The sequence below is a fragment of the Candidatus Competibacteraceae bacterium genome (assembly GCA_016713505.1).
GTDB lineage: Bacteria > Pseudomonadota > Gammaproteobacteria > Competibacterales > Competibacteraceae > Competibacter_A.
The window spans coordinates 1,611,352-1,631,629 of sequence record JADJPA010000001.1; the positions used below are offsets into that span (position 1 = coordinate 1,611,352).

General features: G+C 62.4%; 15 protein-coding genes. 5 read left to right on the forward strand and 10 right to left on the reverse strand.

Features of this window, described 5'->3' with window-relative positions:
* Positions 1-148: 148 nt before the first annotated feature.
* Together rho and IPK09_07355 are read left to right on the forward strand one after the other, a co-directional pair.
* A complete protein-coding gene (gene rho, locus IPK09_07350; protein ID MBK7983430.1) occupies positions 149-1,405 on the forward strand; it encodes a transcription termination factor Rho in 1,257 nt (418 codons plus the stop codon).
* A gap of 38 nt (positions 1,406-1,443) precedes the next feature.
* Complete coding sequence (locus IPK09_07355) at positions 1,444-1,959, forward strand: SCP2 sterol-binding domain-containing protein (GenBank protein MBK7983431.1); 516 nt, start codon at positions 1,444-1,446, stop codon at positions 1,957-1,959.
* On the opposite strand, the gene IPK09_07360 is transcribed toward IPK09_07355, so the two are convergent.
* From IPK09_07360 to IPK09_07385, 6 genes are all read right to left on the reverse strand, one after another.
* Positions 1,949-2,131 (reverse strand): ClpX C4-type zinc finger protein, encoded by a 183-nt coding sequence (locus IPK09_07360; protein MBK7983432.1) that lies wholly within the window; start codon positions 2,129-2,131, stop codon positions 1,949-1,951. The genes IPK09_07355 and IPK09_07360 overlap by 11 nt on opposite strands.
* Positions 2,132-2,234: 103 nt before the next feature.
* Complete coding sequence (locus IPK09_07365) at positions 2,235-3,158, reverse strand: U32 family peptidase (GenBank protein ID MBK7983433.1); 924 nt, start codon at positions 3,156-3,158, stop codon at positions 2,235-2,237.
* Between the two features lie 10 nt (positions 3,159-3,168).
* Entirely contained in the window at positions 3,169-4,200 is a 1,032-nt protein-coding gene (locus tag IPK09_07370; protein ID MBK7983434.1) for a U32 family peptidase, read from the reverse strand.
* A 2-nt stretch (positions 4,201-4,202) separates the two neighbouring features.
* Positions 4,203-5,501 (reverse strand): phosphoribosylamine--glycine ligase, encoded by a 1,299-nt coding sequence (gene purD, locus IPK09_07375; GenBank protein MBK7983435.1) that lies wholly within the window; start codon positions 5,499-5,501, stop codon positions 4,203-4,205.
* Between the two features lie 30 nt (positions 5,502-5,531).
* Positions 5,532-7,097 (reverse strand): bifunctional phosphoribosylaminoimidazolecarboxamide formyltransferase/IMP cyclohydrolase, encoded by a 1,566-nt coding sequence (gene purH, locus IPK09_07380; GenBank protein ID MBK7983436.1) that lies wholly within the window; start codon positions 7,095-7,097, stop codon positions 5,532-5,534.
* A 122-nt stretch (positions 7,098-7,219) separates the two neighbouring features.
* Complete coding sequence (locus IPK09_07385; protein MBK7983437.1) at positions 7,220-7,882, reverse strand: carbonic anhydrase; 663 nt, start codon at positions 7,880-7,882, stop codon at positions 7,220-7,222.
* Positions 7,883-7,957: 75 nt separating this feature from the next.
* Between IPK09_07385 and IPK09_07390 the strand changes: the two genes are divergently transcribed.
* The 3 genes from IPK09_07390 to IPK09_07400 all read left to right on the forward strand — a co-directional run bounded on the left by IPK09_07390 (position 7,958) and on the right by IPK09_07400 (position 12,564).
* Positions 7,958-8,224, forward strand: a complete 267-nt coding sequence (locus IPK09_07390) for a YcgL domain-containing protein (protein ID MBK7983438.1) — start codon at positions 7,958-7,960, stop codon at positions 8,222-8,224.
* 19 nt (positions 8,225-8,243) lie between these two features.
* A complete protein-coding gene (locus tag IPK09_07395) occupies positions 8,244-9,440 on the forward strand; it encodes a PLP-dependent aminotransferase family protein (protein MBK7983439.1) in 1,197 nt (398 codons plus the stop codon).
* A gap of 397 nt (positions 9,441-9,837) precedes the next feature.
* On the forward strand, positions 9,838-12,564 hold the full coding sequence (locus IPK09_07400) for a PASTA domain-containing protein (GenBank protein MBK7983440.1): 2,727 nt from the start codon (positions 9,838-9,840) through the stop codon (positions 12,562-12,564).
* A gap of 34 nt (positions 12,565-12,598) precedes the next feature.
* On the opposite strand, the gene recC is transcribed toward IPK09_07400, so the two are convergent.
* The 4 genes from recC to IPK09_07420 form a co-directional block, all read right to left on the reverse strand.
* The gene (recC, locus tag IPK09_07405) at positions 12,599-15,889 is read right to left on the reverse strand and encodes an exodeoxyribonuclease V subunit gamma (GenBank protein ID MBK7983441.1); all 3,291 of its coding nucleotides are present in this window, start codon (positions 15,887-15,889) and stop codon (positions 12,599-12,601) included.
* Positions 15,890-15,927: 38 nt separating this feature from the next.
* Positions 15,928-16,731, reverse strand: a complete 804-nt coding sequence (locus IPK09_07410) for a DUF721 domain-containing protein (GenBank protein MBK7983442.1) — start codon at positions 16,729-16,731, stop codon at positions 15,928-15,930.
* Positions 16,724-17,365, reverse strand: coding sequence for a molybdenum cofactor guanylyltransferase (gene mobA / locus IPK09_07415; protein ID MBK7983443.1), 642 nt, complete (start codon positions 17,363-17,365; stop codon positions 16,724-16,726). Before mobA ends, IPK09_07410 begins: the two co-directional genes overlap by 8 nt.
* Before the next feature lie 187 nt (positions 17,366-17,552).
* Positions 17,553-20,246, reverse strand: a complete 2,694-nt coding sequence (locus tag IPK09_07420; GenBank protein ID MBK7983444.1) for a bifunctional acetate--CoA ligase family protein/GNAT family N-acetyltransferase — start codon at positions 20,244-20,246, stop codon at positions 17,553-17,555.
* Positions 20,247-20,278: the final 32 nt, after the last annotated feature.

A 20,278-nucleotide genomic window follows, 5' to 3' on the forward strand; every position in this document is an offset into this window, starting at 1 on the left:
TAGCTTAACCAGCACGCCGCCTCACCATCTCAGCCAGCACGCCTTACGCCCTACACCACTCCGCATCCGGCCTCTTCCGCGACGCGACTCCTAAATCCTTTGTTACCGGCTCATTTCAAGCGCCGGCCGCTTCGAGCACGTAGCTTCCATGAATTTGACCGAACTTAAAAAGAAATCAGCCGCCGACCTGATCGCCATCGCACAGGAACTCAAACTCGAAGGCATGGCGCGGTCTCGCAAACAGGATGTGATCTTCGCGATCCTCAAGGCGTTGGCCAAGAGCGGCGAAGACATTTCGGGCGATGGCGTGCTGGAAATATTACAGGACGGCTTCGGCTTTCTGCGCTCGGCCGACAGTTCTTATCTGGCCGGTCCCGACGATATTTACGTCTCGCCCAGCCAGATCCGCCGGTTCAATTTGCGCACCGGCGATACGGTGAGCGGCAAGATCCGCCCACCCAAGGAGGGCGAACGCTACTTCGCCTTGCTCAAGGTCGGCGACATCAATTTCGAGCCGCCGGAAGCCTCCAAAAACAAGGTGCTGTTCGAAAATCTGACCCCTTTGCACGCCGACGAGCGGCTGACGCTGGAGCGCGGCAACGGCAGCACCGAGGACATCACGGCGCGGGTGATCGACTTGATCGCGCCGATCGGCAAGGGCCAGCGCGGTTTGATCGTCTCACCGCCCAAGGCCGGCAAGACCATGATGTTGCAAAATATCGCTCAAAGCATCGCCACCAACCATCCCGAGTGCTATCTGATCGTGCTGCTGATCGACGAGCGACCGGAGGAAGTCACCGAGATGCAGCGTTCGGTGCGCGGCGAGGTGATCGCCAGCACCTTCGACGAGCCGGCCACCCGTCACGTTCAAGTGGCTGAAATGGTCAACGATAAAGCCAAGCGCCTGGTCGAGCACAAGCGCGACGTGGTGATCCTGCTGGATTCCATCACCCGGCTGGCGCGCGCCTACAACACCGTGGTGCCGGCGTCGGGCAAGGTGTTGACCGGCGGCGTCGACGCCAACGCCCTGCAAAAGCCGAAGCGCTTCTTCGGCGCGGCGCGCAACATCGAGGAAGGCGGCTCGCTGACCATCATCGCCACTACCTTGATCGATACCGGCTCGCGGATGGACGACGTGATTTACGAGGAATTCAAAGGCACCGGCAACATGGAAATCCATCTCGACCGGCGGATTTCCGAGAAGCGGGTGTTTCCGGCCATTGATATCAACCGCTCCGGCACCCGCCGCGAGGAGCTGCTGACCGACCCGGACGATTTGCAGAAGATGTGGATCTTGCGCAAGCTGCTGCACCCGATGGACGAGCTACAAGCGATGGAATTCATGTTGGAACGCTTGAAGGCCAATAAAACCAACCGGGAATTTTTCGAGGCTATGAAGCGCTGAGACCGCACCGCTCTTTACCGAACGCAGCTCCCATCTCCATGAATGCTCCCGCCGATACCGCCACCCGCTCGCAAGCTCCGCGTCGCCCGCTGATACCCGCATTCCTGGCTTGGCCTTTTTCGAAGATTCCCGGCCCGATTCATTCGACCGTGTTGGCTACCGCTTTGAACGCGCTTTTCGCCGATAGCATTCGCGAGGGCGAGTTTGAGTTTTTGCGCGACCGGGTTTTGGCCATTCAGGTGCGCGACGCCCAAGCGAACTATCGGTTTCGTTACGCCGGCCCCGCCGGTTTCGTCGCCTGTCGCACCGACCGACCACCGGATTTGACCATCAGTGGCACGGCCTACGATTTTCTGGCGCTGGCGACCCGGCGCGAAGACTCCGACACGCTGTTCTTCAACCGGCGCGTCGTCATGGCAGGCGATACCGCCCTAGGGCTGGAACTCAAAAATTGGCTGGATGGGGTAGATCTTGAAGCCATCAGCGGGTGGGCGCCGCCATTGCTGCGCGCCGCTGATGGCTTGATGGGGGCTTACGAGCGATTCAGGCGTTGAGAAGCCGGGATTCACTCCAATCCCAAACTTGCCGGGCACGCGCCACGAGCCTGTTCCAAACCGAGGCGCCGCGAACCGCTGGTCGGGAGCCGTTATCGGAATCACCTCCCATAATCTGACTGGCCAATAGCACGCATCGATCACAAATATAAACTCGTGGACCAGCGACCAACTTGGAGACTTCGGCTGCATTTCTTCCACAAAAAGAACAACAAAGCTACCTTTTCTCAAACATGTCACTCACCTCCACAGCCCACTGAACCCTACCGCGCCCTTCAATACCCTGAAGCCATTGCCGCATTCTGGGTGAGCCCCGGCTGTCCCCGCCAATAACCGTTGCACGCACCCAACGGTAAATCCGCATTCAGCGCCCGCGCGCCCTCCAGCGGATCGCGCTCCCCGCGCAAGCCAGCGGCGAAGGCGTCAATCACCGCCTCCATCCCCTCGGGTCGGGGGCTGACGCGGAGCACATCCACCTTCAATTCTCGCAACTCCGCCAGTTCTGGCAACAAATTGCAAGTCTGCGCCGATTGGGTCTGAATGCCGTTAATGGCCAAAAACGCCTGTCCCTCACGGGTGCTTAAAATCAATCCTTCCGGGTCATCGAGACAGCGATACTGGCAATCGTCCTTGGGTAAATTGTGATGCCGGGCGGTGAAGCAGCGAGCGGAGTACGCCAACGGCAGCCGACCGTAAACAAAGACCTCGGTTTCCACGTTTGCCGGCCGCCCCTCTTGAACCGACGCCAAGCTATGCCGCGACAATTCAACCGGCATCACCCAACGCTTCGCACCCAATCCCGCCAGAAAACGCAAGGTCCGGTCGCTGTAAACGTTGATCCCGGTGCCCAGCACGAACGGCGTTTTCCGCTCGGACAACAAGCGCACCGCGCCCATGTCGTTGGCTTCGACCGTAAACCGACCGTTTTCACACAAACGGCGGAGCGTCTTGAGTTCCGATTCGGCCTCCAGCAATGCCATGGTGGACAGCACCACCTCCTTGCCGGCGGCGCGCAGCCGCTCGGCCAACTCCAACCAGTCGCCGGTATTCAGCGCGTGGCGTTTGGCGCACACCGTTTCGCCGAGGTAGACGATGTCCACCGGCGTGGCGCTCATCCGCTCGTAAAAATCGAGCAACATCGCCTTGGGCCAGTAATACAACACCGGTCCCAATGCCAGTTTTTGAGGGTATTCGCTCATGGTCCCCGCCTCACTGCCAAGTCCGATGATAAGCGCCCAGCGTGGTCTGATGGCCTTCCGATACCTTACCGAGCTCGCGCAGCCATTCCGGTTTCGGCGCGTAAGCGGTCGGGTTGCGCTGGCACGCATCGATGGCCGCCCGCCAGACCTTGGTGACTTGGGTGACATAGGCCGGACTGCGCTGGCGGCCTTCGATCTTGACGGCGGCAATGCCCATCTCGAGCAGATCGGGCAACAGTTCCAAGGTATTGAGACTGGTCGGCTCCTCAATGGCATAATAGGTATTTTCCGCCACTTTGAACCGACCCTTGCACAGGGTTGGGTAACCCGCCGGTTCGCCGGGAGCATAACGGTCGATCAGCAATCCACCCAAGCGGGTTTCCAGACCGTGTGGCGTCTCCTCCCAGCGCACCGCCTCAGCCGGGGAACAGACCCCGCACATGTTGGGCGACTCGCCGGTGACGTAGGACGACAGCAAACAACGCCCTTCCACCATGATGCACAGCCCGCCGAAGCCGAACACTTCGATAGCCACCGGGCTGTTCTCCAAAACGTGTTTTACTTGCGGCAGCGAGAGCACGCGCGGCAACACCACCCGGCGAATGCCGAAATGCTCGTGATAGAAGCGGATCGCCTCGTAATTGGTGGCGGAACCTTGTACCGACAGATGCAGCGGCAACGCAGGATAGGTGCGGCAGGCGTAATCCAACACGCTGATATCGGCGGCGATGATGGCGTCCGCGCCGAGTTCCGCCGCTCGATCAACCGCCCGTTGCCAGCGCTCCCAACCCGCCGGTTGCGGGAAAGTGTTAAGGGCGACGAACACCCGCCGCCCTTTGGCGTGCGCGTAGTGGATACCCTGCGCCGCCGTTTTGGCATCGAAGTTCAGACCGGGAAAATGGCGGGCGTTGGTGTCGTCCCGAAAGCCGAGATAAACCGAATCGGCCCCGTTGTCCACGGCCGTTTTCAGGGAAGGCAGATTGCCGGCGGGGCAGACCAGTTCCAACGATTTTGTCTGAGCGGCTGGCGTGGCTATGGCCATATTTAGTCCCCCTGCTCTCGGGCGATGGCTCGATAGCCGATGTCGGTGCGATAATAAGCACCTTCCCAATGCACCCGCTTGGCCAGGCTATACGCCGAGTGTTGCGCGGCGGCCACCGTATCCCCGAGCGCGGTCGCGCACAGCACCCGGCCGCCGTGCGTCACGACAGCACCGTTCTCGGTCTCCAGCGTCCCGGCATGAAACAGCATCGCCCCATCGCCCAATTCTTCACGGTGGCGCGGCAGTCCCTCGATGACATCATCCTTGCGGTAAGCACCGGGATAACCGGCGGCCACCATCACTACGCCCAGCGCGGGTCGCGGGTCCCAATCCGCCTCAACCTGGTCCAACCGTCCGTCCAGCGCCGCTTCGCACAAGCCCACCAGATCGGAACGCAACCGCATGATTAAAGGCTGAGCTTCGGGATCGCCGAGCCGGCAGTTGTATTCCAGCACCTTGGGGCCATCGGCGGTGATCATCAGGCCCGCATAGAGAAAGCCGACATAGCGATGACCTTCCACCGCCATGCCGCGCACGGTCGGCTCAATAACGTCGGCCATGATGCGGTCGTGCAGTTCCGGCGTCACCACCGGCGCGGGTGAATACGCGCCCATGCCGCCGGTGTTGGGGCCTCGGTCGCCGTCGTCGCGCGCCTTGTGATCCTGGGAGGAGGCAAAGGGCAGAATGTGCTTGCCGTCGGTCATGACGATGAAGCTGGCTTCCTCGCCGTGCAGAAACTCCTCGACCACCACGCGCCGGCCGGCCTCGCCAAAGTCCGTGCCGCTCAGCATCCCACGGACGGCGGCGATGGCTTCCAACTCGCTTTGCGCCAGAATCACCCCTTTGCCGGCCGCCAATCCGTCGGCCTTGACCACCACCGGCGCGCCCATCTCGCCGATGAACGCCTCCGCCGCATCGGGGTCGGTGAAACTTTGATAGCGGGCGGTGGGAATGTGATGGCGGGCCAGAAAATCCTTGGTGAAGGTTTTAGAACCTTCCAGTTGCGCGGCTGCTTTGGAAGGTCCGAAACAGCGCAGGCCGGCGCTGGCGAACAAATCGGTAATTCCTAACACCAGCGGCACTTCCGGCCCGATGAGGGTGAGATCGACCTGATGGCTTCGAGCGAACTTGAGCAACTCCGACGGGTTGTCGGCGGTGATGGCGATGTTGGTCGCTTTCGGTTCGCGGGCGGTGCCGGCATTGCCCGGCGCGACGTAGACGTTGCGGACGCGGCTGGATCGCGCGACCTTCCAAGCCAGCGCGTGTTCGCGGCCACCGCCGCCGACAATCAGGATATTCATGATCTTAGTGCGCCTTTCCTGAATGAAAACTCAGTGCCGGAAATGCCGCATTCCGGTAAACACCATGGTCATGCCGCGCTCGTCGGCGGCGGCGATCACCTCTTTATCGCGCATGGAACCACCCGGCTGAATCACGGCGCTGATGCCGTAGTCGGCGGCGAGGTCGATGCCGTCGCGGAACGGGAAAAAGGCGTCCGAGCCCAGTGCCGCGCCTTGCAAAGCGAGGTTCTCCTCGGCGGCTTTCATGGCGGCGATGCGCGCTGAAAACACCCGGCTCATCTGCCCGGCTCCAACGCCGAGAATCATCCCGTCCCGGCCGTAGACGATGGCGTTGGATTTGACGAACTTCACCACCTGCCAGACGAATTGCAAATCGACCATTTCCTGCTCGCTGGGCTGGCGTTTCGTCACTACTTTCAAATCAGATCGTGACACCTGGCCCAAATCCCGATCCTGCACCAGCAAACCGCCGGTGACGCGCTTGTAGTCCCAACCCGGCGCGCGGTGGGCGTCCCATTGACCGCAAGCCAGCACCCGCACGTTTTGTTTGCTGGCGGTCGCCGCCAGCGCTTCCGGCGTGACTGCCGGGGCGATGATCACCTCGACGAACTGTCGGTCCACGATGGCTTTCGCGGTCGCGCCATCCAGCGGTCGGTTGAAGGCGATGATGCCGCCGAAGGCCGAGGTCGGATCGGTTCTATAGGCCCGGTCGTAGGCTTCCAGAATGTTGGAACCGATCGCCACCCCGCAGGGGTTGGCGTGCTTGACGATCACGCAGGCCGGGGCGCTGAAACTCTTGACGCACTCCAGCGCGGCGTCGGTGTCGGCGACGTTGTTGTAGGACAGTTCCTTGCCTTGAAGTTGTTTGGCGGTGGCGATGCAGGCTTCCGCCGGTTGCGGCTCGACGTAAAACGCCGCGCCCTGATGGGGGTTCTCGCCGTAGCGCATCTCTTGCGCCTTGCGAAATTGCGTGCTGTACGTGCGGGGAAACGGGTCACGCGCTCCTTCGCTCTTGATCGATCCCAAGTAATTGGCGATGGCCCCGTCGTAGCGGCCGGTGTGCTCGAACACCTTAACCGCCAGATCGAAGCGGGTGGCCGCGCTCACCGCGCCATTGTTGGCTTGCATTTCAGCCAGCACCCGCTGGTAATCGCTGGCATCGGTAATCACCGTGACCGCCGCGTGATTCTTGGCCGCCGCCCGCAGCATTGCCGGCCCGCCGATGTCGATGTTTTCAATGGCGTCGGCCAGCACGCAGTTCGGTTTGGCGACCGTGGCCTCGAAGGGATAAAGATTGACCACCAGCAGATCGATCGGCGGGATGTCGTGCCGCGCCATCGCCGCCTCATCTTCGCCGCGCCGCCCCAGCAAACCGCCGTGAATTTTCGGATGCAGGGTTTTGAGGCGACCGTCCATCATTTCCGGGAAGCCGGTGTAATCGGCGACTTCGCGGACGGCGACGCCTTGATCCGCCAACAGCTTGGCGGTGCCGCCGGTGGACAGAATTTCCACGCCCCATTCGGTCAAGGCGCGGGCAAAATCGACGATGCCGGTCTTATCAGAGACGCTCATCAAGGCGCGGCGGATGGGAAGCAAAGCGGTCGGATTCATGTAGGGTTCCGTTGGGTCCGAGAACGAGAATTTATTGTTATCGTTTGGCGAGCGAACTAGCGTGATGCCTCTCTATGGCCTATGGATTTAACAGAGCGTGGCCCGCTCTAGACATGCTCCGGCACCGGGCCAAAATATATATCGTAAAACCGATCTTTGTCCGGGTCGTATTGCATCAACTCACCGTTTTCCAGATCGTAATACCAACCGTACAGGCTTAGAGACTTGCTCTCGACCCGCTGGCGAATAAATGGGAACGTCAGCAAATTCGTCAGCGAAATCCGCACGCAGGCCCGCTCGCAGGCCCGCTGCTTGAATTCGCGGCTGGCGTCCGGCCAGCGCCGCAGCACCTCGTCGCGGGCGGGCGCGGCGATTCGCACCCAAGGCGCGATATAACCCTCGCCCTCATCGTTTTCCCCGTAACCTTCCAGCAAGGCGTTAATGCCGCCGCAGCGCGAATGACCGAGCACGATGATGTTATCGACCTCCAGGTTGCAAACGGCATACTCCACCGCGGCGCTGGTGCCGTGGTAGCGACCGCCCGTCTCGCACGGCGGGATCAAGTTGGCGACGTTGCGGATCACGAACAGATCGCCCGGCGCGGAGTCGGTGAGGATCGCCGGATCGACGCGGGAATCGCTGCAACCGATCAGTAGAGTGCGAGGCGTTTGCCCTTTCATCGCCAGTTGGTTGAACAGATCCCGGTTCGGCTCGAAGTTTTTGCGGCGAAAGCGATGAAAGCCTTGCAATAGATCGTTGATACTGGTCATAACACACTACTCTGTTGGTTGCGGTCAGCGTTACATTATACCCTGTCGGCCTCGAACCTTCGCCTGGAGACGCTCATGCTGTGCGCGATTTATAAAAGCCGCAAGAAACAGGACACTTACCTTTACATGGCCGCCAAGGACGATTTCTCCAAGGTTCCCGAAAACCTGCTGAAATTGCTGGGCGAACCGATTTACGTCATGGACTTGGAGCTGTCTCCAGAACGCAAGCTGGCGCAAGAGGATACGGCGGACGTCCTGCGCAACCTTCAGGAACGCGGCTGGCACTTGCAGATGCCGCGTCAGGAAGAGTGGCCGAGCTTCAAACCGCAACCCAAACATTGAATTTCACGGAAACCAGCGCATGTTCTCCGAACGCATCGACCGCCTGACCAGTTCCCTGATCCGAGAACTGCTCGCCCTGACCCAGAAACCCGACATCATTTCCTTTGCCGGCGGCTTGCCGGCCCGCGCCGCCATGCCGCCGCTGGATTTGGTCGAACTACCGCCCGACTTGAGTCAGTACGGCACCACCGACGGCGAGCCGGAGCTGCGCGCCGCCATCGCCGAACAGTTGGTCGGGTTGGGGCTGCGCTGTCGGCCGGAGCAGGTGTTGGTCACCACCGGTTCGCAACAAGGCATCGACCTCGCCTCCAAGCTCTACATCGACCCCGGCACGCCGGTGGCCGTGGAAGCGCCGAGCTATCTGGCGGCGTTGCAATCGTTTCGGCTGTTCGGCGCCCGTTTCGAAGAACTGCCGCTGGCGGCTCACGGCATCGATCCCGACCAGTTGCGCCACGTCATCCGGCGCCAGCGACCGGCGTTGGTGTATCTCATCCCGACGTTCCAGAATCCGGCCGGCGTTTGCTACGACGAAGCGACCCGCGCGGCGGTCGCCGAGGTTCTGCGCGAGAGCGGTACGCCCTTGCTGGAAGACGAACCCTATCGGGAGCTGGTCTACGAGCCGGTCGAGCGCACCCCACTTTGCGCCCGGTTGGTCGAGAACGATACCTGGATGTACATGGGGACCTTTTCCAAGACCGGCATTCCCGGCTTGCGGGTCGGTTATATCGCCGCTTCCGAGAACGTGCATCCCTATCTGGTGCGACTCAAGCAATCCACCGACCTGCACACCAATCGCATCGGTCAATGGTGGTGCGCCCGCTTCCTGTATTCCCGCGACTACCCCGCGCATCTGGAGCGGCTGCGGAACTTTTATCGGGAGCGCCGCGACGCCATGCAGGCGGCGCTGGCCCATCACCTGGGCGATCTGGCCGACTGGACCCAGCCTCACGGCGGGCTGTTTTTCTGGGTGCGCTTGAAAGGCGGTGGCGATACCCGCGCCCTGCTGGTCCGGGCGTTGGAACGCAAGGTCGCGTTCATGCCGGGCGAGGCGTTTTTCGCCAACCCCGACCCGCGCCACGGCGCTTACATGCGACTCAATTTCAGCCACGCCACGCCCGAACAACTGGAGCGCGGCATGGCCGTGTTGGCTGACGTCATCACAGAACAACGAGGGGTCGCGAAGGTTGCGGGGCCCGTCGGCATGATGGAGATTTAGCCGGCATCGCGCTCCGTGGACCGCTCGGGCAGCGGCCACCGTTACCGGGGCCAAGCTGGTCGAACCCCGGCCACTTTGGCAGGCCGCGGCTCATTTTGAAACGGGCCGACCGCGATGGGTCGGCCCGAAAGGCCGATCGCTGACCGCCCAGTCTTCGTTTTTCTGGCGGATACGACTTGGCCGAACAGTTGCAAGCGTGTTTTTTGACATCAATGGCGGAATGGGTTTGGGAGTGGTCACCATGACGGCAAGGCAGAGTTTTAATCGTCCGGCAGTGCTTATCCTCACGATTTTCGGGTGTCTCACCCTAACGCTGTCCAGCCTCGCCGCGCGCGCGGCGCCGTTGGCTTACTTGGAATCTCCCTCACCGCACGCTTTTTTCCGCAGCGGAGTGGGCTTGATCCGCGGTTGGTCGTGCGAGGCCGGGCGGGTGGAGGTCAGCGTCGATGGCGGGCCGCTCCAGGCTACCGCCTCCGGCACCAACCGACCCGACACGGCGACCGTGTGCGGTCGCACCGATACCGGGTTTGGGTTGATCTATAACTGGAACCGCATCGGGGAAGGTCTCCACAACCTGCGGGCGCTCGCGAATGGCGTGGAATTCGCCAACGTCAATTTCACGGTCGCCACGCTGGGCGGGGAATTCCGAACTGGCTTGCAGGGCAGCTACACGGTGCCGGATTTTCCCGCTGCGGGAAGCTCGGCAAAAATCGCTTGGTCGGAACCCCACCAAAATTTCGTTTTCACCAGCCCGATAACGGTCCCGCCGGTGAGCAATCCGCCCTCATCAGCGCGGGCGCTGCTGGAATCGCCCTCCCAAGGCTCTTCCGAAAGCGGCATCGGCTTGATCCGAGGTTGGGTCTGCGCGACGAGCCGCGTGGAGGTGAGCATCGACGGCGGACCGCTCCAGGTGACCGCTCACGGCACCGACCGGCCCGATACGACCGGCGCGTGCGGTCGCGCCGACACCGGTTTCGGCTTGACCCATAACTGGAATAGCACCGGGCAGGGGGTCCACAACATTCGGGCGTTCGCCGATGGCGTCGAGTTCGCCAACGTCAATTTCGCCGTCACCACGCTGGGCGGTGACTTCCTGACCGGTTTGTTGAACACGGTCCGCCTGCTCGGCTTTCCGGGTACGGGCGCGGCGGCCGCTCACGCTGGTGGAGCAACCGAACCGGCCACGACCGTCGAGTGGTCCGAAGCCGATCAAAATTTCGTGATCGCCAACTCCACCGCCGCTCCCCCCAAAATCGCCGTTGTCTCCGCCGTCACCGATATCCTGAACAAATTCGCTGTCTTGGGGGTCGGCTCCAACTTATCCAATACCCTCGGCGTGCATACCAGTAAAAACCCCCAAGGCCAGCCGACCGATGTCGGCGGCGTCACCTGGGCGGACACCAACGCGCAAACCTGGGCGGACCTGACGCTGGGCGCGGATGGCTTACCCCGCGTTTACCAGGATTCCTCCGGTGTGGAGGCCCGCTTGGATCAGTACACCGCCAACTCGGTCGTCGTGCAGTTTTTCGACAGCAACGGTCAGACCCGGAGCGAACCGGTCACCACCCCGATCAACAGTAGCCTTTTGCAAAACTTGCAACAACTGGTCAACCAATTGAAGCAAGCGACGGCAGGTGCGTCCACCGCATCAGCCCAGTTGTCTTCAAGCTTGACAGAGGCTACCGCCAACGCCGCTGAAACCGACGCCTCCCTTATCGATTCCGTGCGCTTCTCCTTGAACGCGCTGCTGGTCAGGCTGTTCGGCTCGGGCGGCATCGCGGCGGGAGAGCTGTTATGCACGATTCGCACGGCGGCGGCCACCGTCGGGGCAGGCGACGTGGTGGCCGCAACCGGTTGCCAATCCCCTCTGGTCACTGATTTTTTGGCGCTCGCCAACAACCCTAGCACCCAGGCAACGCCCGCCGATGCCGCGCTCGACTTTAAATTCCAACAGTCCTTGCAGCTCGTTCAGGACGTGATTCAAGCACCCTGTACAAGGTCGGGCGACAGCGCGGGTTGCTTGTTCCCGGCGGCGGCCGTGCTACGCGTCACCGCCGCTCCGGCCCGATCAATTCCGCCTGATTCAGGCTCCACTACGATCCCTGTTCCTGATGTGGTGGGCCTGAATTCGAGCGCCGCCGCCGCCGAGATCGGCAATGCCGGTTTGACGGCCGGACACATTACCGAACAAAGCAGCGCCACCGTACCCATCGGCAACGTCATCAGCCAAAACCCGGCGGCTGGCACTCTCGTCGCGCCCGGCACGAGAGTCGATTTGGTAAGGTCCCTAGGTCCGGCTCCAAGCATTGTTCCGAACGTGGTCGGGCAGGCTCAAAGCGCCGCCACCGCCGCCCTGACTAACGCCGGCCTGACCGTCGGCAGCGTGACCCAACAAGTCAGCGCCACCGTACCCATCGGCACCGTCATCAGCCAGAATCCGGCGGCCGGCGCTGCCGTCGCGCCCGGATCGGCGGTGAGTTTGGTCGTATCGTCGGGACCCGCGCCGGTCACGGTTCCCAATGTGGTCGGCCAAACTCAAAGCGCCGCCGCCACCGCTCTGAGCAACGCCGGCCTGACCGTCGGCAACGTCACCCCGCAGACCAGCTCCACCGTCCCCGCCGGCACCGTCATCAGCCAGAATCCGGCGGCCGGCGCTGCCGTCGCGCCCGGATCGGCGGTGAGTTTGGTCGTATCGTCGGGACCCGCGCCGGTCACGGTTCCCAATGTGGTCGGCCAAACTCAAAGCGCCGCCGCCACCGCTCTGAGCAACGCCGGCCTGACCGTCGGCAACGTCACCCCGCAGACCAGCTCCACCGTCCCCGCCGGCACCGTCATCAGCCAGAATCCAGCGGCCGGCGCTGCCGTCGCGCGCGGCTCAGCGGTGAATTTGGTCGTATCGTCGGGACCACCGCCGGTCACGGTCCCCAATGTGGTTGGTTTATCACAACAAAATGCCTCCACCGTGCTCGCCGGGGCCGGTCTAACCGTCGGTTCGATCACCTATCAAGGCACCACCAGCTCCCGTTTGGATGGCCAAGTCGCCAGACAAAACCCAGCAGCGGGCACCACCGTTGCGGCTGGAACGAGTGTCGATCTTATCGTTTACCAGCTTGTTATCGGTTGAGCATGGAGCGCGGGTTAGCCCGATTTATGTAGCGTCACCGCTCCGATGGTGCGGACGGAACCCGATCGGCGGTGGCGCTACTTCCTCTCGCTTCACCCGTGCTTTCTCCGGCCTCTTGGTCGGCACACCCGAACAACGGCTCAAAAACCGCCGTCGCTAGTTCGACAAACTCCTCATCCAGCGGGTCGGTATTCCGGAACGCCAACTGATAATAGGTATCGTCCCGTTCCGGCCGGACTTTCGCATACTCATCACCTTCCCATACCCGGCGCGCGGCCCATAACGCCTTATCCGCCGCCCGCTCTTTGCGAAAGCGCTCCAAATAGGCCAAGGCGCTTTTCGGAAAAAAATGCACCAAGCGCCGCGAACCCCGCCAATAAAGCTCCAATAGCGACTGGAGTTGAATTTTCGGGTCCGTCAACGGCGGCAACACCAAATCCTTATCCTCCGCCACCCAATGGCTTTGCAGCGGCATCCCAGCCGGCGCAGCGGCATTCAACGCCAGATGATGCAGCCACAAATTCAAATAATCGCCGGCTTTCATATTGGCCAGGCGATAGCCCACCCACCCTCCCGGCGTCAGTCCGGTCAGGCGATCGACCAGCCGAAATTCGCCGAGCGTCAAATCGACATTCAGCCACTCCGCTCCCCGGCGCGGCAAGGCCCGACCCAACCGACCGGCAAACCGGACCACCCGCTCCTGGGCGTCGGCGAACACGCAGTCGCCGACCCGCCCGTGCGGCAAGGCCCCGCTCGCTCGCACGACTTTGGCAATCTCCGCCGCCGGCCGACCTTCCTGATGCAGCGCCAGCATTTGGCCGACCAGTTGATAGCTTTCCAAGCCATCGAGCACGAACGGCTCGCGAATCGCCAAGGCGTCCTCGCCTTTTTCCGGCTGGATGCCCAAGCGCTCCCGCAACAACCACCGCGCGGGATTCTTGAAAAAGCGCGCCAGATGGGCCAGCGTCACCGTCCGCAAGACCGGTTCTGGTTCCGGCAACTCGACCGTCAACAGCGGCGTCGCCTGGCGTTCTCCCCGACCGGCCTGACGGCTGGCTTCGATCCACTCCCGCGCATAGCTGAACAAACGCTCATCGCCGGTGAAATAACGCCGGCTGAACGCTTGCAGCGGGTGGCGGGTGAGCAACAGCTCGCTGGCTCGTCCGCCCTCCGCTCGATAAAACCCCCGGTCCACCCCATCCAATAGCTCGCTGACCAACACCGAGGGCGGCAAGACCGAGTTATCCCGGATATTTTGACCGACATAGCTCAGGTACAAACAACGGCGGGCCGACAGTAAGGTTTCTAGAAACAAATAACGGTCGTCCTGCCGGCGCGAGCGGTCGCCGCGCCGGAAGCGAGTCGCCATCAGATCGAAACCGACCGAGCGCCGGGGCCGCGGATAAGCGTCATCGTTCATCCCGATCAGACAGACCACCGCAAACGGGATGCTGCGCATTGGCACCATCGCGCAACAGGTCACACCCCCGCTCAGAAATCGGCTCGATTGCCCCTCAATGCCGTTCAACTGAAGCCGCAACGCCGATTTCACCACCGCCAGGTTGACCGGTTCGGCGAAACCGGCCAGTTCGGCATTGGCCCGCAGGCTCTCCAGCGTGTCACGGAGCAGTTGCAGTTCGTTTTCCTCACGTTCGCGCGGCTCGAAAAAATCCGCCAGCACGGCAACGAGCGTGGCGGCCCACTCCGCCCAGGACCGCGTCTCGCGCAAGCGGTCGTCCAAGCCGAACAAGGCCTCGGTGAAGCTTTGCAAGCAGCCCAACGCTTGCGCGTCGCTGCCTTCCACCTCGTCGTAGGGCAAAATATCGCCATATAAATCCCGCCCGCCGCCCGGCAGCGCATAGCCCAGCATCAATCGATCCAGACCTGCCCGCCAAGTGTGCTCGGCGGTACCGGGCAAGCCCCAGGTTTTTTTAGTATCGGCGGCGATGCCCCAGCGGATGCCGGCTCCTTGCACCCAGCGCCGGATGCGCTCCAGGTCGTCCTCCGAGATATCGAAGCGCCGCCGTAGCGCCGGCGGCTCCAGCAGGCTCAATACTTGAGCGGCATCGAACCGGCCGCCGCCCAAATCCAGTAACTCGAAAAATACGTCGACCAATGGATTCTCGGCCCGCGCGCCCTGATCGGCGACGCCGCAGGGAATCCGGCGCTCGCGCGGCGCGCTGTCGAACACCGCTTCGAACAACGGCCCGTAAACGGCGATGTCCGGCGCCATCACGATGACATCGGAAGGCCGCAAATCCGGCCAGCGCTCGAACAGCGCCAGCAACTGATCGTGCAGCACCTCGACCTCACGCATGGGGCTGTGGCAACTGTGAACCTGGAGCGAACGGTCCTCCGACCGCAACGCCAGCGGCGGGCAGTCGTCCCCGCCCCGTTCGCGCAGATGCAGGATATCCCCCTGCAAGCACTGCAACAGGTCGTTGCCGGCGGGTTCGACAAACCCTTCCCAGGCCGCCTGCGGGCAAACCAGCAGCAAATCGAGAAAATCCCGGCCCTGCTTGCCCAGCGAGGCCAACAACGGATTGCCGACCGTCAGATAGGCCTCATCCGGGTCGATCTCCTCACCCAGCCGCGCCAGATCGCGTTCGGCTTGGATATCGCCCCAATATTCTTGACAGGGATTGAGCAGGAACCAGTGAATCTCCACATAGCGCGCCAGCGCTTCCAGGAGATCGAGATAGGCGGGCGGCAGCGCCGCGACGCCGATGATGGCGACCCGCCGCGGCAAGCGACGACGGTCGAAATCGCCGCGGTCCAGCGCCGCGCGGACCTGTTGTTGCACCCGCACCCGATGCGCGTCGCCGCTCCGCGCCAGCCGTCGCCACAGTTCGGCTTGCCAGTGCTCGCCTTCGCCGGCTTCCCATTTCCTGATCCAATCGGGTCGGTAGACCAGATATTGATCGAAGCTATCGGCGATCTGCCGGGCGAGCTCGTAACGGCGGAAAGCGTCGGAGCGGTCGCCGAGCCAAGCCCGCAGCGGCTCGAAACACGCGGTCGGCTCTAAATCCCGCAACAGCGCCATCGTCCGCCAGACCAGCACCGGCTTATCGAAGGTCGAGGTAGCCGGTAAATGCTGTAAAACCACCCGGCTCATATCCCATAAAAACGTGGCCGGAAACCGCCAACCCACATTGGCGCAAACGCCCAACCCGTCGGCCAAGCGCAGCGCCAACCAGCGGGCCATGCCGTTGCTTTGCACCACCACGATCTCGCGCGCCAGCGGCGAGGGCAAAGGCTCGCGTAGCAAATCCGTCAGGCGGTCGGCCAGAACTTCCAGCTGGTTGCTGTGATGGGTATGAAACATGGCGCCTTCGCGTGAAAAACCACTGGCCGCCCGACGCTTCAACGTAGCGGCGGCTGGTTCTCGATGGGTTCCGAGGGCGGCTTGCTAGCGTGCGCCGCCAGCCGGCGCAAGGCGGCGCTCAGCCGGTCGTCCGCCAGATCGCGGGCGGCCACTTCCAACAGCTTGGCATTGCGCTTGGTCAGCTTCAGCCGGGGTCTCGGGGGCGGCGGTAAAACGGCGGGTACAACCCGGATCTGCGGCTTGGGCAGCGCGATCCCGAGATGTTGGCCCAACGCTTCCCGCATGTTGTGTAGCGCGTAGCGCAACCGGGTCGCCCAACTGGCTGAGTCGGTATGCACGACCCAACTTTCCGCATCCAAACGCACCAATACCGCATGATCGTGCAGATGCGGCGGCAGGTAAGCAAGAAACATCCGATCCAAACGAACCCGTTGCTGGGCCTTGGCGATCAATTCTCCCAACGCGCCGCGCTGGCGGGCCAAGCTTTCGCCGACGGTGGCGATGGGCGCGAACGCAGAACGCTCGCGGGCCGCGGGTAGGGATTCACGGCCGTCACGAGCAAGCTCGGGCGCGGCGCGGCTGACGCCCGGTTCCCGCTGCTCGGTGCAATCGGCTCCCGCATCGGACCGAACCACATCCAAGGGCAGCCGTGGCGGCGTCCGATCAGGCCGTCGGCTGTAGGCGGCGGGAACCTCGGTGACAGCGGCCGGTTTGCCGGGTAGCGCCGTCGGTTCGGATTCGGCGGGCGGGACGGCGGCGGGCGGGCCGTAGCCCCGCAACATCTTCAACAGCCGGGCGGTATGCTGCCGGGCGACGGCGCGAGCGTCGTGGGAGTCAGCCATCTTTTACCCCCTGTCCAGCGGGTTGATCCGCCGGTAACCCAGTCGATGCCAGCCGAGCTAAATCCGCTGGCGTGTTGATATTCTGAAAAAACGGTAGGGATGCCTCGAAAAATTCCACCGCCACCGACCGGTGCCGTCGCAACCAGCGGCCGGCGTTACGCTCGCCCGACGCCAGATAAGCGCTGAGATCGTCCCGCAATCCGACTGGCAGCAACGCAAACACTGGCTGCCGAAAACCCTCGTAACAGGCCACCGCGGCTGAAGCGCGCTCGCGGTCCAGCGCCTCCTGCATCCGGCGGGCGTAATCCGGCGGCAAAAAAGGCGAATCACAGGGCGCGGTCAGCAAATAAGGCGTTTCGACCACCCGCAGCGCCGCCAAGATGCCCGCCAGCGGACCCTGATACCGCTCGCGTGGCTCGTCCTCGATCACCCGGCACCCCAACTGCCGGTAGTTTTCGACATTACGGTTGGCGCTGATCAGCACTTCAGCCACTTGCGGTCGCAGGCCGCGTACGACGTGCGCGACGAGCGGCTCGCCGGCCAGCGCCAGCAACCCCTTATCGCGGCCTCCCATCCGTTCGGCGCGCCCGCCGGCCAGAACCAGGCCGGTCAGTTTTCCCGCCGCTGAGGTCACAGCGTTCCTTTAGCGCCCCGGGCGTCAAACGAACCCATCCACAAGACTCCTGAAGTTGAGGTTAACACGGCGACCGAAACGGCAGGATCACCTCACGCCGGCTACCGCTGTGAGGGTTTTATTCCGCAAAAGTTTCTCACTCGGCTCAAATGCCTGACAACGATTCCGTCCTACCGAGATCCGTCTTTCAGGCCAAAGGCAAAATCACATGAATGATCCCCGGATCGTCCGGCGAGGTTTGGAACTTGAAGTTCAGCGCGCGGTTGAGCCTCAGCATGGCTTCATTCTCGCGCAACACTTCACCGTACAGCTCCTTGATCCCCATTTTTTTAGCATAATCGATGATATAGCGCATCAGCATCGGTCCCAAACCCATTCCGATCATGGCGCGATCGACGAGGATGGCGTATTCGGCCTTCTCCAGGTTCGGATCCGCATTGCAGCGCACCGCGCCCCAAATCTTGCCCTTACCCGGCAAGCTGTTGGGTTCGGTGACGATAAAGGCCATTTCCCGCTCGTAATCGAGTTGGGTCAACCGCGCCGCCATCTCGTGCGGCAACTCGCGGATCGGCTGAAAAAAACGCATCCGAACATCTTCGGCGGGCATGCGTTTGACCAAACTCTGAAGCTCTGGCTCGTCTTCAGGTAAGATCGGTCGAATCAGAAAAGAGCGACCGTCGGGCAGGGCGTAAACCCGTTCCAGTTGCTTCGGATACGGCGAAATCGCCAGTCGTTGGATCGCCGGCGGCGCTGACGCTTCGATCAGGATGTTGGCGTCCAGCGTCAGCACGCCGCGGGCATCGGCCCAGATCGGATTGATCTCCATTTCGACGACTTCCGCCAGATCGATCACCATTTGCGAGACCTTGATCAAGGTCAGCGCCACGGCGCTCATATCGACCGGCCGCCCGCGATTGGTGCTGAGGCGGCGATACAGGCGGGTTCGGGACATCAGATCGCGCGCCAAGTGCATGTTCAACGGCGGCAAGGCATAGGCGATGTCGTCGATCACGCCGGCTTCGGTACCGCCGTGACCGAAGAAGATGACGGGTCCAAAGCGACGGCCGGTGCGGATCCCGACCATCAGCTCGTAAACGCCGTGCCGGGATTGCATCGGTTGCACCGCAAACCCATCGATGACCGCCTCGGGCGCTAGATCCCGCACTCGTTTCAGCATCTCGGTGGCGGCCAACAGCACTTCGAGCGGGTTTTTGAGATTGAAGGCCACGCCGCCGACATCGGATTTATGCGCGATATCAGGCGAGAGAATTTTGAGCGCCACCGGTCCGTCGATCTCCGCGACCAAGTCGGTGGCCGCCTCGGGCGTGGAGGCAAAATGCAGCGGTGCGACCGGAATTTCGTAAGCGCTCAGGATCTGGCTGGTTTCATAGGCATTCAAGCGACGGCGGCCGGCGGTCAAGGCGATTTGGATGATGCGGCGCGCGGTTTCGGTATCGGGGGTGAATTCCTCAGGAATCGAGGGCGGCGTTTCCATCAGCAATTCTTGATTGTGCCGGTGCTCGGCCAAGCGCAGGAACGCTTCCACCGCCTCACCGGGCGCCTCATAACTGGGCAGATGAACCTCCTTGAACAGATTGCGCGCCGGCTCGGCAATCGATTCTCCGACCCAGCAGGCCATGATCAAACGCCGGCTCTTGGCGCGCTCGATCACCACCTTGGCATTCTGTAGCGACCGTTCGTCCGAGGTCGGCGCATGAATCACCAGCACGCCATCGGTTCCCGGTTCTCGCAGCAACAAATCCAGCGCCTTGCCATATTGCTCGGGGCTGGCCAAGTCGCCCAGATCGATCGGATTTTCGATGGGATAACCGGGGCGGCAATCCTCCGCCAGCCGCGTCCGCGCAGCCTCGCTGAGTTCGGCCAGCCGGCCGTTGTGCCGCAGCAAGCTGTCGCTGGTCAGCAGCGCGAGACTGTAGCTATTGCTGAGGATGGCCAGCCGGTTGTTGTAAACCGGCTTGGCGGTGGCCAGCGTTTCGGCGGCGCCGAACAGTTGCTCGATATTGTTGACCCGCAGAATGCCGGCGCGCTGAAACACGGCGTCATACACGGCGTCTTCCAGCGCGCCGGTTCGAAAATCGCGGGGCTTGAGCACGATGACCGGCTTGACCCGGGCGGCGGCGCGGGCGGCCGATACGAACTTCCGGCGGTTGCGGGTATATTCCATGTAGATCAAAATGGCCCGCGTATTGTTATCCCGCAGCAGATAATCGAGCAGATCGCCCAAATCCACATCCCAGCGCATCCCGAGCGAGATCGCATGGGAGAAACCGATGTTCCGACTGGCGGCCCAGTCGATCACACTGCGCATGATCGCCGTCGATTGGCACAGCAGCGCCAGCCCCCCCGCCAATGGACGGGTGGGATTGAGGCTGGCGTTGACGCTGGCCGACGGCACCGCGTAACCGAGGTGATCCGGCCCGATGACGCGCAGCAGATAAGGTTTGGCGGCTTCTAGAATCTTTTGCTTCAGGGTGTCGCTTCCGTCTGGAGATTGGTCCGGCGTTGCTTGCTCAAGCCGCGCCGCCTGAGCATCGCGATGGGTTTGCAGGGCTTCTCGCGTCAGCAGCAACACGGCCTTGGTTCCACGCTGACCCAATTCGCCGATCAGGCCTGGCGCTTCCGCCAGCGGAGTGGTCAGAATAGCCAGTTCCGGCACGACCGGCAGGCTGGCGATGTTCTGATAGGCCAGCACGCCGGAAACCGATTGACGGTCGGGGTTCACCGGCATCACCGGACCCTTGAAACCACCCTCGATCAGGTTGAATTGCACGGCGGCATCGAAACTACCCGCTTGCTGGCTGCGGCCGACGACCGCAATGGAGCGAGGCTTGAACAAATATTCAAGATTACGAATGGTCATGAGGGCGTCTCAGCGCTGGTCATCGCTAAAGC

Excerpts from the sequence above, each read along its gene's own strand:
- purD (MBK7983435.1), bottom strand. The coding sequence starts at position 5,501 with ATGAATATCCTGATTGTCGGCGGCGGTGGCCGCGAACACGCGCTGGCT.
- recC (MBK7983441.1), bottom strand. The coding sequence starts at position 15,889 with ATGTTTCATACCCATCACAGCAACCAGCTGGAAGTTCTGGCCGACCGC.
- IPK09_07370 (MBK7983434.1), bottom strand. The coding sequence starts at position 4,200 with ATGGCCATAGCCACGCCAGCCGCTCAGACAAAATCGTTGGAACTGGTC.
- IPK09_07355 (MBK7983431.1), top strand. The coding sequence starts at position 1,444 with ATGAATGCTCCCGCCGATACCGCCACCCGCTCGCAAGCTCCGCGTCGC.
- rho (MBK7983430.1), top strand. The coding sequence starts at position 149 with ATGAATTTGACCGAACTTAAAAAGAAATCAGCCGCCGACCTGATCGCC.
- IPK09_07395 (MBK7983439.1), top strand. The coding sequence starts at position 8,244 with ATGTTCTCCGAACGCATCGACCGCCTGACCAGTTCCCTGATCCGAGAA.
- IPK09_07365 (MBK7983433.1), bottom strand. The coding sequence starts at position 3,158 with ATGAGCGAATACCCTCAAAAACTGGCATTGGGACCGGTGTTGTATTAC.
- IPK09_07410 (MBK7983442.1), bottom strand. The coding sequence starts at position 16,731 with ATGGCTGACTCCCACGACGCTCGCGCCGTCGCCCGGCAGCATACCGCC.
- IPK09_07420 (MBK7983444.1), bottom strand. The coding sequence starts at position 20,246 with ATGACCATTCGTAATCTTGAATATTTGTTCAAGCCTCGCTCCATTGCG.
- IPK09_07390 (MBK7983438.1), top strand. The coding sequence starts at position 7,958 with ATGCTGTGCGCGATTTATAAAAGCCGCAAGAAACAGGACACTTACCTT.
- IPK09_07385 (MBK7983437.1), bottom strand. The coding sequence starts at position 7,882 with ATGACCAGTATCAACGATCTATTGCAAGGCTTTCATCGCTTTCGCCGC.